Source organism: Chryseobacterium culicis, assembly GCF_900108365.1.
GTDB lineage: Bacteria > Bacteroidota > Bacteroidia > Flavobacteriales > Weeksellaceae > Chryseobacterium > Chryseobacterium culicis.
Genome location: NZ_FNWQ01000001.1, coordinates 1,162,903 through 1,182,767 on the forward strand (window position 1 = coordinate 1,162,903; position 19,865 = coordinate 1,182,767).

At 33.7% G+C, this 19,865-nt stretch carries 9 protein-coding genes; 8 read left to right on the forward strand and 1 reads right to left on the reverse strand.

What is annotated here, in order from left to right; translation table 11 throughout:
• The 8 genes from BLW74_RS05175 to BLW74_RS05205 all read left to right on the forward strand — a co-directional run bounded on the left by BLW74_RS05175 (nt 1) and on the right by BLW74_RS05205 (nt 16,684).
• Nucleotides 1-1,986: a type IV secretion system DNA-binding domain-containing protein gene (locus tag BLW74_RS05175; RefSeq protein WP_089690358.1), complete on the forward strand. Its 1,986-nt coding sequence runs from the start codon at nt 1-3 to the stop codon at nt 1,984-1,986.
• 143 nt (nt 1,987-2,129) lie between these two features.
• Nucleotides 2,130-2,861, forward strand: a complete 732-nt coding sequence (locus BLW74_RS05180; RefSeq protein WP_228424778.1) for a M23 family metallopeptidase — start codon at nt 2,130-2,132, stop codon at nt 2,859-2,861.
• Entirely contained in the window at nt 2,854-3,567 is a 714-nt protein-coding gene (locus tag BLW74_RS05185; RefSeq protein WP_089690360.1) for a hypothetical protein, read from the forward strand. Before BLW74_RS05180 ends, BLW74_RS05185 begins: the two co-directional genes overlap by 8 nt.
• 197 nt (nt 3,568-3,764) lie before the next feature.
• Nucleotides 3,765-5,003 carry a hypothetical protein gene (locus BLW74_RS05190; RefSeq protein ID WP_139265701.1) on the forward strand — a complete coding sequence of 413 codons (1,239 nt, stop codon included), beginning with the start codon at nt 3,765-3,767 and terminating at the stop codon, nt 5,001-5,003.
• 70 nt (nt 5,004-5,073) lie between these two features.
• A complete protein-coding gene (locus tag BLW74_RS05195) occupies nt 5,074-5,754 on the forward strand; it encodes a hypothetical protein (protein WP_089690362.1) in 681 nt (226 codons plus the stop codon).
• A 4-nt stretch (nt 5,755-5,758) separates the two neighbouring features.
• Complete coding sequence (locus BLW74_RS05200) at nt 5,759-11,092, forward strand: Eco57I restriction-modification methylase domain-containing protein (RefSeq protein ID WP_089690694.1); 5,334 nt, start codon at nt 5,759-5,761, stop codon at nt 11,090-11,092.
• A 1,307-nt stretch (nt 11,093-12,399) separates the two neighbouring features.
• Nucleotides 12,400-12,534, forward strand: coding sequence for a hypothetical protein (locus BLW74_RS22785; protein ID WP_262487312.1), 135 nt, complete (start codon nt 12,400-12,402; stop codon nt 12,532-12,534).
• A gap of 109 nt (nt 12,535-12,643) precedes the next feature.
• Complete coding sequence (locus tag BLW74_RS05205) at nt 12,644-16,684, forward strand: hypothetical protein (RefSeq protein WP_089690363.1); 4,041 nt, start codon at nt 12,644-12,646, stop codon at nt 16,682-16,684.
• 110 nt (nt 16,685-16,794) lie between these two features.
• On the opposite strand, the gene BLW74_RS05210 is transcribed toward BLW74_RS05205, so the two are convergent.
• On the reverse strand, nt 16,795-19,848 hold the full coding sequence (locus tag BLW74_RS05210; protein WP_089690364.1) for a DNA polymerase III subunit alpha: 3,054 nt from the start codon (nt 19,846-19,848) through the stop codon (nt 16,795-16,797).
• Nucleotides 19,849-19,865 lie beyond the last annotated feature (17 nt).

The window sequence follows — 19,865 nt, forward strand, 5'->3', positions numbered from 1 at the left end:
ATGCAAGAGCAACAGCACCAGATCAAAATTTATGGATTTCTGCAAAAGGCAGTTTATGCAGTGGTCGCATTAGATTGCGCTTCATTGTTTTACCTGAATGCCGGCATTCCTGTCGTTTCCAATTTGCTGAGGAATTTCTCAAAAATGAGCTTTATATATCCCCCTGTGAATGCCAAATTTGCCACATTGATCCTGATAGGATTGGTTGCCATTGGTACAAAGGCAAAGAAAAATAAGGACTTGAATGTAGGAACTGAAATTGTTATTCCTATAACTGTAGGCCTACTCATGATTTTTTCATCACTAATTTGGCAGGATGAAGCCGGAAATAGCCTCCGTCCCAAGATTTTTCCAGGACTCAACCTTTACCAGGTTGTTTATGCAGTTCTTTCATTTTTAGGAGCAGTAATTCTGCAAATGGGTGCAGATTCGATTTCGAAGTATATGCGTCAAAAAATGGGAAAAGACCGTTGGAATGTAGAGGAAGAAAGCTTTGAACAGAATACGGAATTGGTTGAAACAGATACCAGTATCAATATCCCATATCTGTTCCGGTACAACGGAAAAAACAATGAAGGTTGGATCAATATCAATCCGTTTCGCGGTACGATGGTTATTGGAACTCCGGGCAGTGGAAAAACATTTGGTGTTATAAACCCAGCCATTCGTCAAATGATTGCCAAAGGATTTTGCCTCTGTATTTATGATTTTAAATTCCCTGATTTAGGCCAGATTGCCTACTATCATTACCTTTTGAAAAAGAGTAAAGATTTGGAATATAATTATAGCTTTCATGTGATCAATCTCAATGATGTTGGAAAATCAAAGAGAGTTAATCCATTTCGGAAAGAATATGTGAAAACATTGGCAGAGGCCCAGGAAATGGCTGAAGCAATGGTATCATCGCTTCAAAAAGGTGGCGCAAGTGCCGGAGGTGGTTCAGACCAGTTTTTTACACAGTCAGCGATTAATTTTCTTTCATCATGTATTTATTTCTTTGCTACTCATGAAAATGGAAAATATTCAGATTTACCCCATATTCTTTCTTTTATGAACAGGAGTTACAAAGAGATTTTTGATACACTTTTCCATCACGAGGAATTGTATTCTCTTTTATCACCTTTCAAAACTGCTTATGATAACAAGGCATTTGATCAGCTGGAGGGGCAGGTGGGTACGCTCAAGATTTTCCTTTCCCGACTGGCAACCAAAGAAAGCTTTTGGGTATTTTCGGGTGATGAAGTTGAGTTGAAAATTACTGACCGAAAAAATCCGTCCATTATAATTCTCGCTTCCGACCCTGGAACACAGGATATTAATTCAGCACTATATTCCGCAGTGCTAAATAGAACTTTACGATTGGTGAATTCCAAGCATAATCTGCCGGGAGGAATTATTGCAGATGAGTTTCCAACCATATATATCCATAAGATTGACAATGTAGTAGCGACTGCAAGGAGCAACAGGGTTGCTGTTTTACTTGGACTTCAGGAACTTCCACAGCTTCGTCAGTTTTATAAAAAGGAAGTTGCAGATACCATTTCCTCTATTGTAGGAAACATTATCTCCGGCTCAGCGAGAGATAAGAACACCTTGGATTGGCTTGAAAAGCTATTTGGAAAAATCAAGCAAAAATCATTCTCCCAATCCATATCACAGCAGGGAACAACAACAAGTATCAATGAAAAGATGGAATTTATGATTCCTGCGGGAAAAATTGCCGCCTTAAGGACGGGAGAAATGGCAGGAATGATCGCGCAGGACGAAGAAAATGATACTGATGAATATAAAACATCAGCCATCAACGGGAAAATTAATCTCAACAGAAGAAAGATCACAGAAGAGGAAAACAAGTATGTTCAAATGCCGGTTTATTATTCTTTTATAGACAAAGTGGGGAAAAACCGCAAGGAAGAAGTTCTGATGACCAATTTCCGAAAAATCAATAAGGAAGTAGAACTCATTGTCAGTGAACTTATCAGATAATTGAAAGAATTAAAAATAATGAAATAAAAATGAATATCGTGTTACAGAAATACATCACAGCTGCCTGCATGACTTTCGGGAGTTTTGTCTTCGGGCAATTTAATACGTTGAAACCGTCTTTACCTAAAAAAGAGGAAGCAGGAATGATTACAGATTTAAATAATATTAAAAGCAAAGACACCGAAAAAGAAAAAGAGAGGAAAGAGAAAAAGTTCTTGGAAAAGATTTTTGGCAGAACTACTAAGGCTGACCTGAAAAATGAAATCGATTCACTGAAAATAATGATTAAACAAAGTTCAGCATCTGTAAGCAAGCAAGAAATATGGGAAAAAACAAAAGCTTCAATTGTTGTAACCCATCACAGCAAAATGTTAAACAATAATAAAAGCAGCAAAGAACAGCCTGTTACTTATGATTTGATTGATGAGTCCAGAGAGGGGGATGTGAAGGTTAGAATGCCTTTAAAACGTAAGATATCTATTACATCATCATATGGAGCAAGGAAACATCCTCTTTTCGGAACAACCAGATTTCATAACGGAATTGATATGGCTGCCTGGTACGAGAATGTCTATTCGGTTCTTGACGGAACTGTTACAGATACTGGATGGGATAGCAGAGGAGGAGGGAACTACATCAAAATAAGGCACTTTAATCGGTTTGAAACTTCATACCTCCATCTTTCCGAAATTTATTATCACCCCGGAGAACACGTAAACGCTGGATTCATCATTGCCAAAAGTGGGAATTCCGGAAACTCTACAGGACCCCATTTGCACTTCTCCGTAAAGGAATTTGGAAAAAGCATCAATCCCGTTCATTTTTTGAATGATTTAATAAGAGTAAATAATCTAATTGATATATACAATGAATAACAACACATTACCTACAGATGATTTAAAGAAGCACGGAATCATCAATGAAGATTTTACCTTTTCCAAAAAACTCAGTGCAGATGATGTTCAGAGGTTTCTGCAAGGGTATACCATTGTTGCCGATAACGCCACAAAAAGAGCCACTTTTCAATTGATTGAAAACAATACCAGGCTTAAAGTAATCTTTTTGGAAAGGGATAAAAGCCTGTCAAAGATCCTGGAAAAAACTAAAGAAAAAATTCAGTATTCTGAAACCAAAGGACAGTATGAAATCCCTCAAGGTAAAAACTCTGCCCAACTTAACTTTTCGAAGCAGGCATTTGTTTATGATCGTGAAACCGGTACTGTAAAGGAACTGGATCTGATAAAAAATGCTGCAGAACTTACCCAAATAATTGTAGAAAGGAAAAATCCGGATGAAATCACACAATATAAATCAGAGCTTGAGAAGCTGAAAAATTTACTTTATGATAAAATGGACAATTATCCTGAAATAGCAAAAGAAATTTCAAATGATTTGAATATTGTTGATAGGGAAATAAATTCAATTTTGCCTTTATCTGCTACGACCTCAAAAGTTGATAATGACCATTATAATGGTGTTCAGCTATCAGTGAACGACCCTGATCTGTTTGTAGATGAAAATCGACAAAAAGAAGAAGAACAGGAGGAAGAAGTATATAAATCTAAAGGAAGAGGAAGATAACTTTTTAGTAAAAAAGAAGGGAAAAACAGGCACTTTTAAAGGTGTCTGTTTTCTTTTTTGCATTAAATTATCTCTCTATAAGTATTTTTTAGTCCAATTTAATACTCTTTAGTATTGAGCTTACTATCTGTATAGGTTTAATGATCACTATTAATCAAATTTGTCTGATATTCTTTTATCAGAACCAGAAAATCCAGATGAAAAACGAACGATCCAGGTTAGACCAAAATAGTAATCAAGATAATCAATCAGATTTAGATGCTATTAACGCTATTGAAGAAAATGAGTTAAAGAATATCCTTCAGAAAGCACAGAAACATCCTGAAAACCTCATTTTTCCAAATGAAGAAATTCAAAATTTATTCTATCACAAGATTGATTTGTTTGATAACGAGCACCTTCTCAATGATGAGCTAAGGAAACTGATTAATTACTACAACAACATTGATTATGGCGAGTCATCCTATGGTCAATGTGAAGAATTTCAAAGAGCTGTAGAACAAATAGGATATACATTTGATTATGGCCTTGATGCGTTACCGATGAATCTAAGACCGATTGATCAATATGAGCAGATTATGCTTTATCAAAATATATTCCCTGAAAATATTCTACAATCAGGTGAAAATGCTTCGGATAAAGGCAAAGACTATATTAACTTACAAACCCCAGAGATTATGGCAACACAAAAGGAATTTGATCAAACCGAATATTTAAAAACACAGCTAAAGTACCTTGGTTTTGGAGAGGATAAGTTTCTCCACGAAGAGTTGGAGAAAGGAATTGATTCACAAAATCAGAAGTTTGATATTAAAGCTACTTCTCAGAAGGCTTTACCAGGAAATAAGATTGATTATACTTTAAATTACAACAAAACCGAAAAAGGTGGAATTTTTCTAAACTCATACGAAGCAAGTTTAACCAATAGTGAAGGAGAATCTCTTGTTCAAAATTTTCGAGTGTCAAAGGAGGCTTCCTTTACAGCTAAAGAAGCTTTAAATCTTTTAGAAGGACGTGCTGTAAAAATTGAATTTGTTAATCCAAAATCGAATGAAAGAGAGCCTGCTTTTGTAAAGCTGAATTTTGAAGAAGCAAAAAATCAGCATGGCAATTATAATTTCCAGACTTTCTACAAAAACTATGGAATCAATGCCGCTGAAATTGTGGAAAAATCCAACTTGGTTTTCGACAAGCCGGAGTACAAAGCCGGGACTATAAAGTCATTGGAAAAAGGAAATGTCGTCAAGGTAAAATTTGAACTTGATGATCAGGTGATCGAAGGAAAAGCCGTTCTGAATCCCCAGTATAAAAATCTGAATCTATATGATAGTGACATGAACCGGATTAACACCAATAAACCTCTGCAAGGGATGTATAATGAGAATAAGCATGAGAAAGGCAATGTAAGAGAGCAGAATTTGTCCAGAGGAATTTAGATTGATATTGATAAAAAACCATAACAAAGCGGTACAAATATGTTTTACCGTTTTGTTATTACCCGTATATATGAAAAAAATCTTTTTACTTTCAATTATTTTTCTCTTTGCTGTAGTGATTTCCTGCAGTAAAAGAATTCCATCTGAAAAAGGCGGGATTGATATTATTTCAAATGTATATTTCAATGCCTCCAGAGGCTTGGATAATATGCGGAGTTTTCACGTTTCAAAGCTCAATTATAAACATGATTCGATTATAGAGATGGTTCCCGAATTGGAATTTCCCGAAATGACCAAGGTAACTTATTTTATCAAAGACTCTGTTTTTTATGTTCTGGAAAATGATCATGCAGCTGCATTGTTGGCGGAAGTACAAAAAAAACAAAAACCGATTTTAGTTTATCGTAAAAATGCTGGAGCAATTTTTACAAAAGATCAGATCCTTAATTACAGGAATCGTAGAAATCTAAGTGATACTATTCTTTTCAAAAAGCATTATAAGCGTTTTGAAATTAACTCACCCTGGAATTATACAAGATATTATATTTATCCCACCGATACCATTCTGCCATATTCCTTTTATAAAGAAGTGGATAATGATTATCACGGAAGAATTGAAAGGATTGATTCTTATGATAAACAAAAAGACATTTTTGTCTCCATGCAGCTGATCCCAAGAAAAAACTGGGATTTAGAAGCAGAGGAAATTTTTAAGTTTAACCGCTATATTGAAAGCAGGAAAAAAAAGTAACGGTATGCCAGATTTTCCAAGGGAAGAATCAAAAACTTTTGCAGAAAACAATGCTCATGCAAAATTGATCAGTCAATTAAGCCCACATCAGTATAAGTTTACAGAATATTTTGAAGAACAAGGGATCTCAAGAAGTCTCATTCATCAGAATACATCTCAGGTTTATTATCAGTATGAAGGGAAAAAATATTTAGGTGTCGCAATGTCAACTCATTCCGGCGGATTTGAAATTCTATATCCGGATAATCACGGCTTAATTGGTAAACCTGGTATATCTGAGATTAAAGGAGTCAAAAATGAGATGGTAGTTTTTGAAAATGCTTTGGATACTCTATCGTTTCTGCGTCTTCTGGAGATTGAAAACCGTAAGAACACGAGAACATTGGTTACACTGAATTCAGCAGCGAATACAGATATACTGTTCGAAGAATACAAACATTTTGATGGGAAAGTGATGTTGTGCATGAGTAGTAGTTCCCAGGGAAATGATGCAACCCAAAGAATTTTGAATCTTTTTAAAGGCAGTAATGTCCGTGATGTCCGTCCATTGTACAGTATTTCAGAAACTGGAAACAGGACGCTTAATCATTATTTGATAAACAAGGTCAACAATGAACAGAAAATCAGTAATTTTGATACATTAAACATTTCAAAAGATGAAAATACCACCATTAAATCCGCAGGAGTTTCCGAATCTCAGCAAGTGGAGTCCAGAATATCTCGACAAAGTGTTGGAGAATCTTTCGAGGAAAGCCAACCCGTCCAAGACCGAAATAACACTTCAGGACAAGCATTGGTCGGCAACAATGCTGGAAATGGACTTGCAGGCGCAGAATGGAGCAATCTGGAAGGAGGGCAAGGAGGAAGATCCGCAACTGGCCCACAACAAAATGATGTTCGAGAAAATGAAGAAGAGCAATATTCCCTGGGCGGAGTATTAGGTTCAACGACAGGTATAAAGAACTTAGATGCTCTTATCTTACAGTATAAGGAGCAAAAAATTACTAATGAACAGGTTGCGGAAGTAGTTTCCGCAGCCTGCTTTGTTTCTGATGATAGGAAAATCCTGCTCAAAGAAAACCTTATTATCACAGATGATTTGAAGGATATCTGCAACCAGTTTAAATCCGGAGGAACAGATAAAAAGGGTCGGGGAATTTTAGATGAATATTACACTGATTCCAAAATTGTTGATGCAGTGCGCAATCTCATCAAAGAAGAGCTGAACGAAAAAAAGCACATAAAGGTTTTAGAACCAAGTATCGGAACAGGAAACTTTGTTTATGCGGCTAAAGGTCTTGTTGCAAAAAGCGAAATTATCGGGTTTGAAATCAATGAAACCACAGCAAAAATTGCTAAAATTTTTCATCCTGAAACGGACATTAACTTACGGTCATTTGAAACCGAATTTATTAGCGACACAGGCTTAAAAATAGATCCGCAGGAATTTAAAAACAGGTACGACCTTATTATAGGCAATCCGCCTTATGGTGACCATAGAGGCTATTACAAGGGGTTAGGAGAAGAGCCCTCTTTATCTAAATATGAAGATTATTTCGTTAAGCGCAGTCTTGATGTCCTCAAAGACGGTGGAACTTTGGCGATGGTGCTCCCTTCCGGTTGGCTAAACAGGCAGAAAAAATTAAACGGAGCCGATATAACAAATGCATTCAGGCTGCCTTCCGGCACATTTGCCGGAACTAAGATCGGAACCGATATCATCATCCTAAAGAAAAATACTTCTAAAAAAGCTCAGGATATTTCTGGCTATTTTGAACATCACCAGGATAAGGTTTTGGGAGAAATTAAAGAACGAACCAATCAGTTTGGAAGAATGGAAACATATGTTTCCGGAACCCTTGATAACGCATTTTCGCAAATTGAAAAAATCTTATCTCAAAACAGTACTGAAAGGATAGGAAATCTTTTTGAAGATTATTTCACTAATAACGACACGATTCAGCAAGTTGATGATCCTTCAGCATTACTAAGTATAGAAGAGACGGCACAATCTGCTATTTATGATAAACGGGAGGAAAGGAAAACATTGCTTACCAACGCTCAAAATAAAATCATTGAAGTTCTTCAAACATTGAATGATATTAAATTCAAATCTCCATCTGTCAATGCTGAAATACGAAAATATGAAAAGTACAATAAATCAATAGATACTCTTTCACCTGATCAACTTGATAAGCTTTTCAAGAATGCAGAGAAAATACTGCAAAGGAGTACTGTAAAAAATGAAGAATACAAGATTCAGTCTAAACCGGATATAAAACCGAGTATTCTCAAATACCAATTCAAAAAAGAGGACAGCATTGTTGCTGCATCTTTGCAGAACAGTTCTGATCTATCACAGGAACTTCTTAACGCTTTTAAAGATACCCATTATGACGGAACGTTAAATAATCATGCTCAACATTATGCATTTGCGAATTACATTGATGGACGGTGGGTGCACGATTTTTATTATGTTGCAGGAAATATATATAAGAAGTTAGAGCAATTGGAGAAGGATTTTTCCGACAAAAATGCTAACGGAGGAATTAAAGATCAGTACGAAAAGCAAAAAGCATTATTGGAAAGTGTTCTTCCCAAAGCTAAATCTCTGGAACAGATCATTATGAGTCCGAATCATGAGTTTGTACATCAATTTCACCTGGGAACTGTTGAAAGATTACAATGGAATGGAACAAGTAGACAGTCCGAACCTACGATTGTTAAATATAACCTTGCTGAAAAATTCAAGGACTTTGTACGGGATCTTCCTTCCGATGCATTTGGCGGTTCATCATCATGGGAAGTGCGCGAGTTTGTAGATAATGAATCCGTCACTGGAAGCGATAAAGAACGCAATGCGCTTATCAGAGAAAGAAGGAAAGAAGCTGCCAATGATTTATTTGTCAAATTTATCCGTGAGGAACTGTCCGACGAATTAAAAGAACGTTTTGTAAAGGAATTTAATAAGAATTACAATAATATTCATGTGCCTGACTATTCTAAATTTCCTTTGTTTTCAAACATATATCAAAATTTTAAAGGAAAGGAATTACGGTTAACCGAGGTTCAGAAAGGTGGAATTGGCAGAATGACCACAAAGGCAGTCGGCTTGCTTGCTCATGAGGTGGGTTTCGGGAAAACTTTGTCAGGAATACTAGCTATGCACGAAGCAATGGAAAGAGGTAATGCTTTTAGGCCTTTGATTGTTGTTCCTAACAACAGTATTCTCAAACAATGGGTGGATACAATTGCTGAAACTATTCCACATGCGAAAGTAAATATCTTAGGAAACCTTGGTAGAGATTATGATTTGTCAAAATTTGATAATAAAGATGGCGAAATTACACTCGTTACTTACGAAGGTTTTAATAATATCGGTTTTTCAAATGAAATTACAGAGAGGCTGGCCTCACGCTTTAACTATATTTCGGCGAGCGATCTCAAGGGAATAACGAACTCAGAAAGAGATTTCCAAAAAGAACTTGAAAAGGATAGGGAAATGCAGGGGAAAATGAAACGTGGGAAAATTTATGATTGGCAGGATTTCGGATTTGACCATCTTACCTTTGACGAAGCGCATAACGCCAATCATATTGTAGGTAAGGTAAGAATTGAAGACCGGCGTTTTGCTTCTGATTTCCGGAGCCAGAACCAGCAGACTTCCAAGCTTGGAATCAATACCTGGATGGCAGCACAATATATTCAGGAGCAAAATAACGGAAGAAATGTATCTCTTCTTTCTGCAACTCCTTTTACGAATAAACCTCTGGAATATTATTCCATTCTTTCACTCATTGCAAATGATCGTTTAATGGAGTCAGGCTATTTCAATGTAAACACTTTCTTCGAGACCTTTATGGAAGCTGATAATGATATGGAAATTGATGCTAAAGGTGATGTGAAATTTAAAACCAATGTCCGGCGGTTTAAAAATAATTCTCTTTTTCAACAGCTCCTTTCTGAATTTATTGACATCAAAGGGGAAGAAGATAATCCAGAGCTGGTACGTCCTAATAAATTTAATAAAGAATATAAAATTGAGCAGAATGACCTGACCCAGGAGCAATATGATTTGTTGACCGAAAGTTTTAATGATAGGGAAAAAGGAGCAATCCTTACTCACATTTTAAATGCAAGAAAAATTGCAATATCTCCATATCTCTCACCGTATTATGATGATGAAAACCCTACTGTAAAAGAGTTTGTGGAAAATTCTCCCAAATTAAATGAAACAATGAATCTAATCAGGCAAAATAAAAAAGACATTCCCGAATCTGGGCAGATTATTTATTCAGAGCTTGCGGTAGAAGAATTTCCAAAACTTAAAGAGTATCTAGTGCAGGAAGTAGGGTATAAGCCTGAAGAAGTAGGAATTATCACCGGAGCCACAAGTAAGGCTAACCGATTGAAGATCCAGGATGATTTCAATTCAGGAAAAATAAAAATTGTCATAGGAAGTGAAGCTATCCAGGAAGGTATGAACCTTCAGGATAATACCTCCGATATGTATTTACTGACTTTGCCCTATAATTTTACATCCTTAAGACAGGTAGAGGGACGATTTTGGAGGCAGGGAAACAGGCATGAAAATATCAGAGTAAACTTTATGCTTACCAATGACAGCATAGATGTTTTTATGCTTCAGAAACTGCAGGCCAAACAGGCAAGGTATCTTGAAGCAATGAGAAAAGGTGCAGATGTAATTGATGTTTCAGACATCAATGCACAGGAACTGAAAACTGCCATTATCACCAATCCTGAAACCAGAGCAAATATTGAAATTGAAATCCTGCAGAAAAAAATTGAAAACGAAAAAAATAAATTCTTGGCTGACAGTGCTTTTGTTTTGAGGAAATATGATGAATATACGAAAGAAAAGGAAAAAGTCTCCCAAGCAGAACTTACTTATAATAGAATTGAAGGTTATGCTAATGAAGGTGACGAAAAAGCAGACTATTGGATAGGTCAGCTTCCTCACTACCAAAGGATGATAGAACTTGCGAAAGCAGATGTTGAAAAAGTTGCACAGAAACTCATTGAAAATGGGGTAAATGTTACAGAAATAGAAAAACAAACTGAAATCAGCAAAGCCAAAATCGAAAAACTGGAGTTACAAATAGAGAACCTGCCACAGCTAAGAGAAGAGTTAATGTCTCAATATTGGCTAGAGAAAGAAGAATCCCTACGAATTGCTGAGAACCGTGATTATGTAAAGGAAAGGGAAAGGGAGAATACTGAATTGTTTAAAAACAAATACTTAGACAAAGTTGTAAGCAATAAAGAACAAAATGTTACAGAAGGAGAATCAAAAGTTTATTCATCTCGAAAAAGATAAGTCAACTAAAAGAGATGAGAAGCAATTCTTTTAGTTCATAAAATTGACTCAATGTGTGAATTTTAATATCAAGAATAATAGAAAATGAAAGGAACCGAAATCTATCCGGTTCCTTTTTAATTTACTTCTTTGTCTCAATCTCAATTGAGAATCCTTTTAGGAAACTGAAACTAATAGATCCTTTAAAGCTTTTGCTCAAAATCATTCCTAAAAAGAATAGGACAATGGTAGTTACTATTATTACTATGAGTAATTCCATAATATTAATTTTAAATTACTTTTAATTGTACTTTCAACCTTTGAAAGTGTTTCAATTATAAATCTGTTGTTTTTTTATAAACTTTTTCTGATGATTTATTTTACAAATTTTATTAAAATTTTTAAGTTTTCAGCTATTCATTTTGACATTAATTATTTTATATTTCTTTGATATCACACTATTTTGCGAATAGTATTTTTAGAAGGGTTAATATCTAACCCCTCTTTTCCTTTTTCTTGTTCTTTTGTTTCTACCCTTATTCCAGTTGCTTATTAAAGAATTAATAATTGGAGCGATTACTGCAATAACATTTACAATCTGCTCAAAGTTTAGATTTTCCATTTTTTAGATATTAAGTTATTTTCTTATTAAGTGTTTACCACTCTCTCCTTATTTTTCGATTAAAATTGAATTTCAAACCTACTACCGCTAATATTAGTTGTAAAGGACAACCTTGCGAAGATCTATTTTGGGGTAATAATAAGTTGTAATGCATTGTAAGTTATTGTAATACATGTGTTTAATTAAACATGAGTTTTGTGCTTCTATCTATATTGTGAGGTGGATATGATGACTGAAAAAATAATGCATTACATCACAGAAATGAAGGGAAAGCCCCATGTATAGTACTTGAGAATGTATTTTGAATTAGGGGTGGCTGGATCTAAATGTATATTTTTCTTACATTATTTTGAAAAAATAAAATTTGTCTCTTGACAATTTTTTGTCGCAATTTTACACATGAATTATTAGTAAACGCACCATTTTTTTGACCCTATTTTGTGTAATTTTTTTCGAATTTTTATTACCTTAAAAATTTTTAATTAAAGAATAGTGGATCGAAAGAGTCTTGGAAAACCCAAGACATTGTATAATTTTAAAGATTAAAAATGAATACTGAATCTCATAAAAAAATGATTTATTTTTTTATGAGATTTAAACAATCTATATTTAACTAAAGTTACACGATGATGAAAAAGTTTAAAATATTGACAATATTTTTTCTTTTATAACCTTCAGTTTATTAAAAATTTCAAAAAACGATATAATGAAGCATCTGGAAGAAATTTATAAATCGTTTGGATTGACCAGGGCAACATTTTATAGATATGCTAAAATTCCGAATAATCATTCTGATCAAGAAATAAAGAAAATGGCAATTAAAAAATATTTTTTTGCTTAATTTAATGACTTAATTTACGGTAATCCGTAATGTAGTTTATTAGTGAGTTATTATATTTGGTAATTTAGAATTAAAAGTAATTTGTAATTTTTTTTAGATTAAAACGCTCATGTCCGCAGTTTCAGCTCTCAAAGGTTATAGAACTCAATTCCTATATTCATTGCATTATATCTTATCCACCTTGTCAGATGATTTTATATACAGATTAGAAGGAGAGGAGGATTTGGATGTTTTAGGAAACAATGGTAAACTTCTGTATGCAATACAGTTAAAAAACTTAGGAAAGCTTATCACGTTATCCGATATTCTTTCAGACAGTAAAACTTCATTCATTAAAAGATTCTTGGATAACTACTGTGACGCAACCCCCGTACTTGTGTCTTATGGAAAAATAAGCGAAGACCTTAAAAATTGGAATAGACATAAGAATAGCATTAGCGAAAAAGAAAAATCTAATTTAAAGAAGTACAAAATAACTTCAGATGATTGGAAAATAGTTAAGAACAAAATACAATTTTCAGAAATTAACGAAGAGTTAATTGCAAACGAAGTTGAGCAATTAATGAAGGATAACTTTACAGAGATTGACCCTATACCAACCATCGGATATTTGTTGTATTGGCTACAGTTTATTGCAGAAAAACAACAGCCAATTACAAAAAAAGATTTCTATAACAAGGTTCAGGACTTTGCTAAATATCTAAGTGAGAGGATTGCTATTCACAATCAATATTGCTTGGTTCTAAAACCATTACATAAAATTTCAACGGAAGATGTGAATCGTCAGCAGTTAGAGAAAGAATTCTACAATGCGACATTAACAAGGTATGAACATATTTTATTGGGTCTTGATGTTAATAGAGAAAAGCATTTAGAGAAAATTAACGAAGAGCTACAGGCAAATAATGCTGTAATGATTAAAGGTGCATCGGGGCAAGGGAAAACAGCTTTGTTATATAGTTATGTGCATAAATATATCAATCATTGGCTTTCTTTTGAACTTAATATTCAGGAAGACCCTATAGTTACTCAACAGTCAATTCAAGCGATTGCATCTATAAGCAGAAAGTTAGATATCCCCACAGTTTTTGTAATAAACGTTACACCCAATACTACTGAATGGATTAAAATAATTAAAGAATCCTCACATCTAAAGCATATCAAGTTTCTTGTTGCAGTAAGGAACGAAGATTGGTACAGAGCTTCTGCCATAGGTATTGAGTTTGAATACAAAGAAATAGACTTGTCACTTACCAAAGAAGAAGCAAAAATCATTTATTTAAAACTAAATGAAAGAAACCAAATAAACCATTTTACTGATTTTGAGCAAGCTTGGATTCAGTTAGGTAATGATGCTCCATTATTAGAATTTGTTTATTCCATTACACAAGGAGATTCCTTATTCAATAAATTAAAACAACAGATTCTACAAATACAGCAAGAAAAAAATCAAAATGACAATCGGCAAATTGAGTTTTTAAGAATTGTAAGTCTTGCCGATTCCGTAGGTTCTAAGATTGATGTTTCAAAATTGAGCTCAAATATAGACTATCAATTTATAATTGAAAAATTAGAAAATGAGTATCTGATTAAAAAATCTTCTGACCGAAAATACATTCAAGGGTTGCATATAGTGCGCTCACAAAAGTTGACGGAAATCTTATTTGATGAATTTATTAATCATAAAGAAGATTATGCTTACAAAGCAATAGAATTAATAGCTGAAGAAGATTTGTATCTTTTTCTATTACAGCTATTCAATCTTGGTATTTTAAAGTCAGACAAATTCATTCAAAAATTAAATGAAGATATTTCTGTAGAAAACTGGGCTACATACGCATCATTTGTAAAAGCTCTTATATGGCTTGGCACAAAACAGTATGTGCAGAGTAATCAAAAAGTTTTGGAAGAATGCAGAGCACTTTATGGTGAAGCTTGGTATTTCTTCGTTGACTTTAAGTTCGGTGTTGACTATGATAAAAATGGATTGCTTGATGTGTTTTATGTAGATGATGAACATAGAAAAAAGATAGATCAAATAAATGAAAATCTAACTCCAAAAGAAACCGTTTTCAATTTAGCAACGACAGTATTAAATAAACTTACTTTTCCAAGTAAAATACCTTCTACAATACTTGAATGGAAATCTTTCGGAGAGTCTTTGTTTTGGCTAAAAAATGTACCAAATGATAAACAAACTGTAGAAATCTATGAAGAAGAAAAGTTTGAAAAAGCTTTTAAAATAATGGATAGTAAAAGCTTATCTAAATTAATGTTAGGTATGTATTCTTATTCGACTGAATTGGATAAAATTAGAAAGAAGTATGTAGAACATTTTGTAAAGAAAATTAAGGAAGAATTTGATATTGTACATTTCGATTTTAATGGAGAAGAAATAACTATTCATTTCATTATTGATATTTTTAAAAATACAGAATTAAGGTCAAGTAATGATTTTGTTGTTAATATTTTAGATATTATAAGAACAGCTTTGCCAGAGAAGAAGAAATTCAATTCTCAAGGATATGGTCATCGTCTGCAAACTTTAGCAGTCAATTATGATTCAACCCATAAAACAATGCCAATTGAAAATATGCCTTTGGAAGAATGGGTAAATATCAATGCTTCTATGACCAAACTTTATGATTATGAATATAGACCAGCCGATTGGAAGGAATATTTAATTCAACTCAATCAATGGGAAAATTTAATTAAACAAAAGGTAAACGAATTTAATAAGTCGTTTGCAAAACTTTTTGCAGGCAGTAAAACATATACACCTGTAGTTCCAGTAATACAAAATGCATTTCTAAAAATGCCTGAAAAAGTTAAGGAGCCAAAATCCGTGACTGATTCTTTAGGTGTATTTGGAAATAAGGAAGAAAATAAAACTATTACCAACAGACAGTCTTATGTATACAAACAATTGAATTCTAAATATAGTCATTTTTATAAGAGTCTTTCTGATTTCAAAGGAAGTATAGAAATTTTTATTCAACAATCTGCAAAAGCACTTTACTCAAAAATTCAATTGAAAACTGAAGAGGGGCATATTCACGATGAAAATATTGAGCGATTATCGCAAACCAATCTTTATGATGCAATAGATAAACTTGCTGAATATAATGCACAATATGAAAATGTTTTAGGAAACATAGATGCCAAACATAATTCTAAATTAGAAGTAAATTCATTACTTACAACAGCTGTCATTTGGAAAGATTTTTTGAACGACAACAATAAAGGAGATCGTTCATTCAATCGAGTACTAAAATTAAAGTCTGATTTTGAGAATAGAATAATAAAGGAATTTAAACAAGCCTCTAATGCTAATTATTTTACAATAAAATATATCAATAATAAAACTACAGCTGATAAGCCAATCGTAATAATTGATGGTCAAAGTCCGTTTTGGTCATTAATGGGATTTAAAGAAGCTTATAATATTCTTCATAAAGCCATTGATAATCCGGAATACACAAGCCTAAAGTATTTGATGTTGCAAATAGGTTTTTCAAACTTTTATTTTATTCAAACAGTTCAGAATAAAACCCTAAACAATCATTGGAATGAGGTAAGGCTTTATATGCTAAAAGATAAAACATTTGAAGAATTATCTGTTATTAATGCAATTACAAAACCTGTAGAAGAAAATATTTGTACAAAATTAAATATAGATAGTTGGACGCAATTATATCCTGAATTTAATGAAATTAATAAAGCAGGCGAAGCGTATGGAAAACTACTTTTCTTAGTTGACCATTTCTATGACTTGAGATTATTTGATGAAATTGAACTTTCAGAATCTGACAATAATACTTTGCAACAACATTTGAATAAGGTTGGTTTAGAGCTACAGCAATCTTTTCAAACGGTATTAGATTCTTTATTCGATTGGATAAATATGTTTCCATTTGATGAAGATATTTATCTCGACAGTGAAGAAGAGCAAGAGTATTTTAAAGCGATGTTCCGTATCAGAGATTACATCTTTCCTGAAACTAAAGGCGATGAAGAAGATTATCAGTTAGCCCTTAATATGGAAATAGTTTCAGAATGGGTAGAACGATTGAAAGTTTGTACGGAAAGTTGGGTAATATTTATACTATTACTTTCTGGAAAATATATATCCAAATATAGAACAGAATAAAATTAATATTTAATAATATAGGTATTAAAAGAGGTTATCAATATATTAGAAATATTAACTAATCTCAAAAAACGATCTCTAAAACTACATAACCATAGGAAAGTTTACAATTAACTAAATTTTTGTCTCGGTAAACCGATTTCATGTTCCTGCGGATATGGCTTTCTATGGGTCATACTCACATCTTCTCTAATCTGATTGTGAATGTCATATTGCTTTTCTTTATCATAAGCATAACGAGGGTCTGGAATCATTGGCATTTTTGCCATCTTAAGAATAGTAACAGTGGGAAAGTGAAAATCAACTTCAACAGTACCCATTAACAAATAACATCCTCCACCTTGAAAATTATACTGCTTCAAACTATCCGGAAAATGAGCAGTATCGAAGTAGTTACCGTGAATATCTATCCAGGTGCCAAAGTACATGGTACCTTTTTTCGTTGGTACATGTTTTCTTGAAATTAGGTATGCTAGCATTTTCACTTGTTTTTTATGATATTGTAATAAATCCTTTACGAAGACAGACCCTCTGTATTTAGTCTGCAATAAATCAAACGGGCTGCATGAAACGGGAAATCCAATCAACTCAATTTCGTCAAAAGCATCCTCAAACTGCTCTCTTTTCAATTCAGGAAGTCGAAACTCCTGAACAGGTTCTTCAATCAGCATAAGCCCTCTTTGTTCTGGTTTAAAATTGATCAATAATAACCGTGCCTCCACAAGAAGCTCATTTTTAGGTTTACCAGTAAAACGAAATGCTCCAATGAAAATTAATATTTGGATTGTTTCAAGGCCAACAGGAACACGTCTTATGAAGTTCTCTAAAGATATATATTTACCATATTTTTCACGTTCTTCAACAATACCATGAGCAATTCTTGTTTCCAGTCCTTCCAGAAGCATCAAACCTAAGAAAATATTTTTTTCTTGTAGTATGGTTTTATATTCACTTATGTTAACGCAAGGTGGCTGGATATTTCCTCCAGACATTCTTGCTTCATGGATATATACTTCTGTACGATAAAACCCTCCCTGATTATTAATCACTGAAACCATAAACTCCAAAGGGTAGTAGACTTTTAGATAAAGACTTTGATAACTTTCCACTGCGTAAGATGCAGAGTGAGCCTTGCAAAAAGAATATCCGGCAAAAGACTCAATTTGTCTATATGCTTCTGCGGTAAGCGGCTCAGAGTGCCCCAGCCTTTTACAGGATTCAAAGAAATTAGCTTTTACCTCCTGAAGCTTCTTGATGGAGCGACTTTTGCCACTCATTGCTCTTCGTAAAATATCACCGTCGGCTAAGGATAAACCACCGAAATACTGCGCAATTTTGATCACATCTTCCTGATAAACCATAATACCATAGGTTTCTTTTAGGTGTTCTTCAAATACAGAGTGAAAATATTCAAATTTATCAGGATGATTATGCCTGAAAATATATTCGCGCATCATTCCACTTTGCGCAACTCCAGGGCGAATGATAGATGAAGCAGCCACTAATGTTCTGTAATCTCCGCATTTTAATCTTCTAAGTAAGCCGCGCATTGCCGGAGATTCTATGTAGAAGCAACCAATTGTTTTTCCTTTGGCCAGAAATTCATTTGCTTTTTTCTCATTCTTGGATAGGGAAGTATCCTTAATATCTACAGTAATACCTTTGGTCTTTTTTATGAGATGTACAGTATCATTTATGGTTCCTAGACCTCTTTGCGAAAGAATGTCAAACTTTTCTAAACCGATATCTTCTGCCACATTCATATCAAACTTAACAATAGGAAATCCTTTAGGTGGCATTTCCAGAGCAGAATAAGAGGTAATAGGTTCTTCCGAAATAAGTATTCCACAAGAATGCATGCTGCGCTGATTGGGAAACTTTTCTAATAACCTGCCATATTTGTGAATGGCTTGTACTACAGAGTTCACTTCATGCTGATCTGTTGGCTTTTTAGTGAGATCATCAAGTTCATCCTTTGGCAAGCCAAATGCTTTACCTACCTCCCTGAAGATTGATTTGTATTTGAATTCAACGTTGGTTCCGCAAAAAGCAACATGGTCTTTGCCATAGCGATCAAAAATATATTCTAATATCGTGTCTCTGTTCTGCCAACTCCAGTCAATATCAAAATCCGGAGGACTCTTGCGGTTTAGATTTAAAAATCTTTCAAAGTAAAGATCAAGTTCCAAAGGGCAAATGTCTGTAATTCCCAGGCAATATGCAACAATGGAATTTGCACCGCTACCTCGCCCTACATGCATGAATCCCATGCTATTGCTATAACGAATAATATCCCATGTAATCAGAAAATAAGAACAAAAATTGAGCTCATTAATAATCTTAAGCTCTTTTTCAGCTCTTTTTTTAGCAACCTCATGGTTAAGACCATATCTTCTCTCCAATCCTGAATAGGTGAGCCTGCTCAATAGCTTTAAATCATCTTCCTTGGACTTTGTATAAAACTTCTTGTTTCTGATCTTTGCAAAATCAAAATCGAAAGTACATTGTGAAATGATGTGCTTTGTATTTTCAATAATACTTTTATATCTCTCAAATGATTGTATAATTACCTTTTCAGAAATAAAATATTCTGATTTTCTGCATATTTCCCTTTTTGTTAATTTTGAAAGTAATGTATTGTGATCAATAGCTCTGAGAATTTTATGTAGTTTATACTCTTCATTGGTACTAAAAGTAACAGGATGAAGAATAACCATTTTAGCAATATATTTCTGATATTCCGGTCGTATTAAAAAATTCAGCTCGTCTATTCTTACTCCCACAAATTCATTTTCTTTTAACTCTGCAGGAATATTACTCATTGGGTATATAACATATACATTATCAAATTCCGGGGCAACTTTATTTAGTTCTTTATTATCACAGTTATGATCTGTAATAACTTTATTAATCTCTCCAATTCCAGAAAACTTTTTGGCTATAGCCAGATAAATAAATTGGTCATCCTTTCTTACTTCCATTCCGGCAATAGGCTTTATATCTAGTTTTTCACATTCCTTTTTAAAATCATAAATGCCGGTTACCGTATTGATATCTGTCAATACCAATTCTTTTGCACCTGATTGATGTGCCTGTCTTACTAACTCTTCTATTGATAAAGTCCCGTACCGAAGACTATGGAAAGAGTGACAATTAATAAACATGTCAAAAATTTTAAAAT

Excerpts from the sequence above, each read along its gene's own strand:
- BLW74_RS05180 (WP_228424778.1), top strand. The coding sequence starts at position 2,130 with ATGATTACAGATTTAAATAATATTAAAAGCAAAGACACCGAAAAAGAA.
- BLW74_RS05200 (WP_089690694.1), top strand. The coding sequence starts at position 5,759 with ATGCCAGATTTTCCAAGGGAAGAATCAAAAACTTTTGCAGAAAACAAT.
- BLW74_RS05205 (WP_089690363.1), top strand. The coding sequence starts at position 12,644 with ATGTCCGCAGTTTCAGCTCTCAAAGGTTATAGAACTCAATTCCTATAT.
- BLW74_RS05185 (WP_089690360.1), top strand. The coding sequence starts at position 2,854 with ATGAATAACAACACATTACCTACAGATGATTTAAAGAAGCACGGAATC.
- BLW74_RS05195 (WP_089690362.1), top strand. The coding sequence starts at position 5,074 with ATGAAAAAAATCTTTTTACTTTCAATTATTTTTCTCTTTGCTGTAGTG.
- BLW74_RS05210 (WP_089690364.1), bottom strand. The coding sequence starts at position 19,848 with ATGTTTATTAATTGTCACTCTTTCCATAGTCTTCGGTACGGGACTTTA.
- BLW74_RS22785 (WP_262487312.1), top strand. The coding sequence starts at position 12,400 with ATGAAGCATCTGGAAGAAATTTATAAATCGTTTGGATTGACCAGGGCA.
- BLW74_RS05175 (WP_089690358.1), top strand. The coding sequence starts at position 1 with ATGCAAGAGCAACAGCACCAGATCAAAATTTATGGATTTCTGCAAAAG.
- BLW74_RS05190 (WP_139265701.1), top strand. The coding sequence starts at position 3,765 with ATGAAAAACGAACGATCCAGGTTAGACCAAAATAGTAATCAAGATAAT.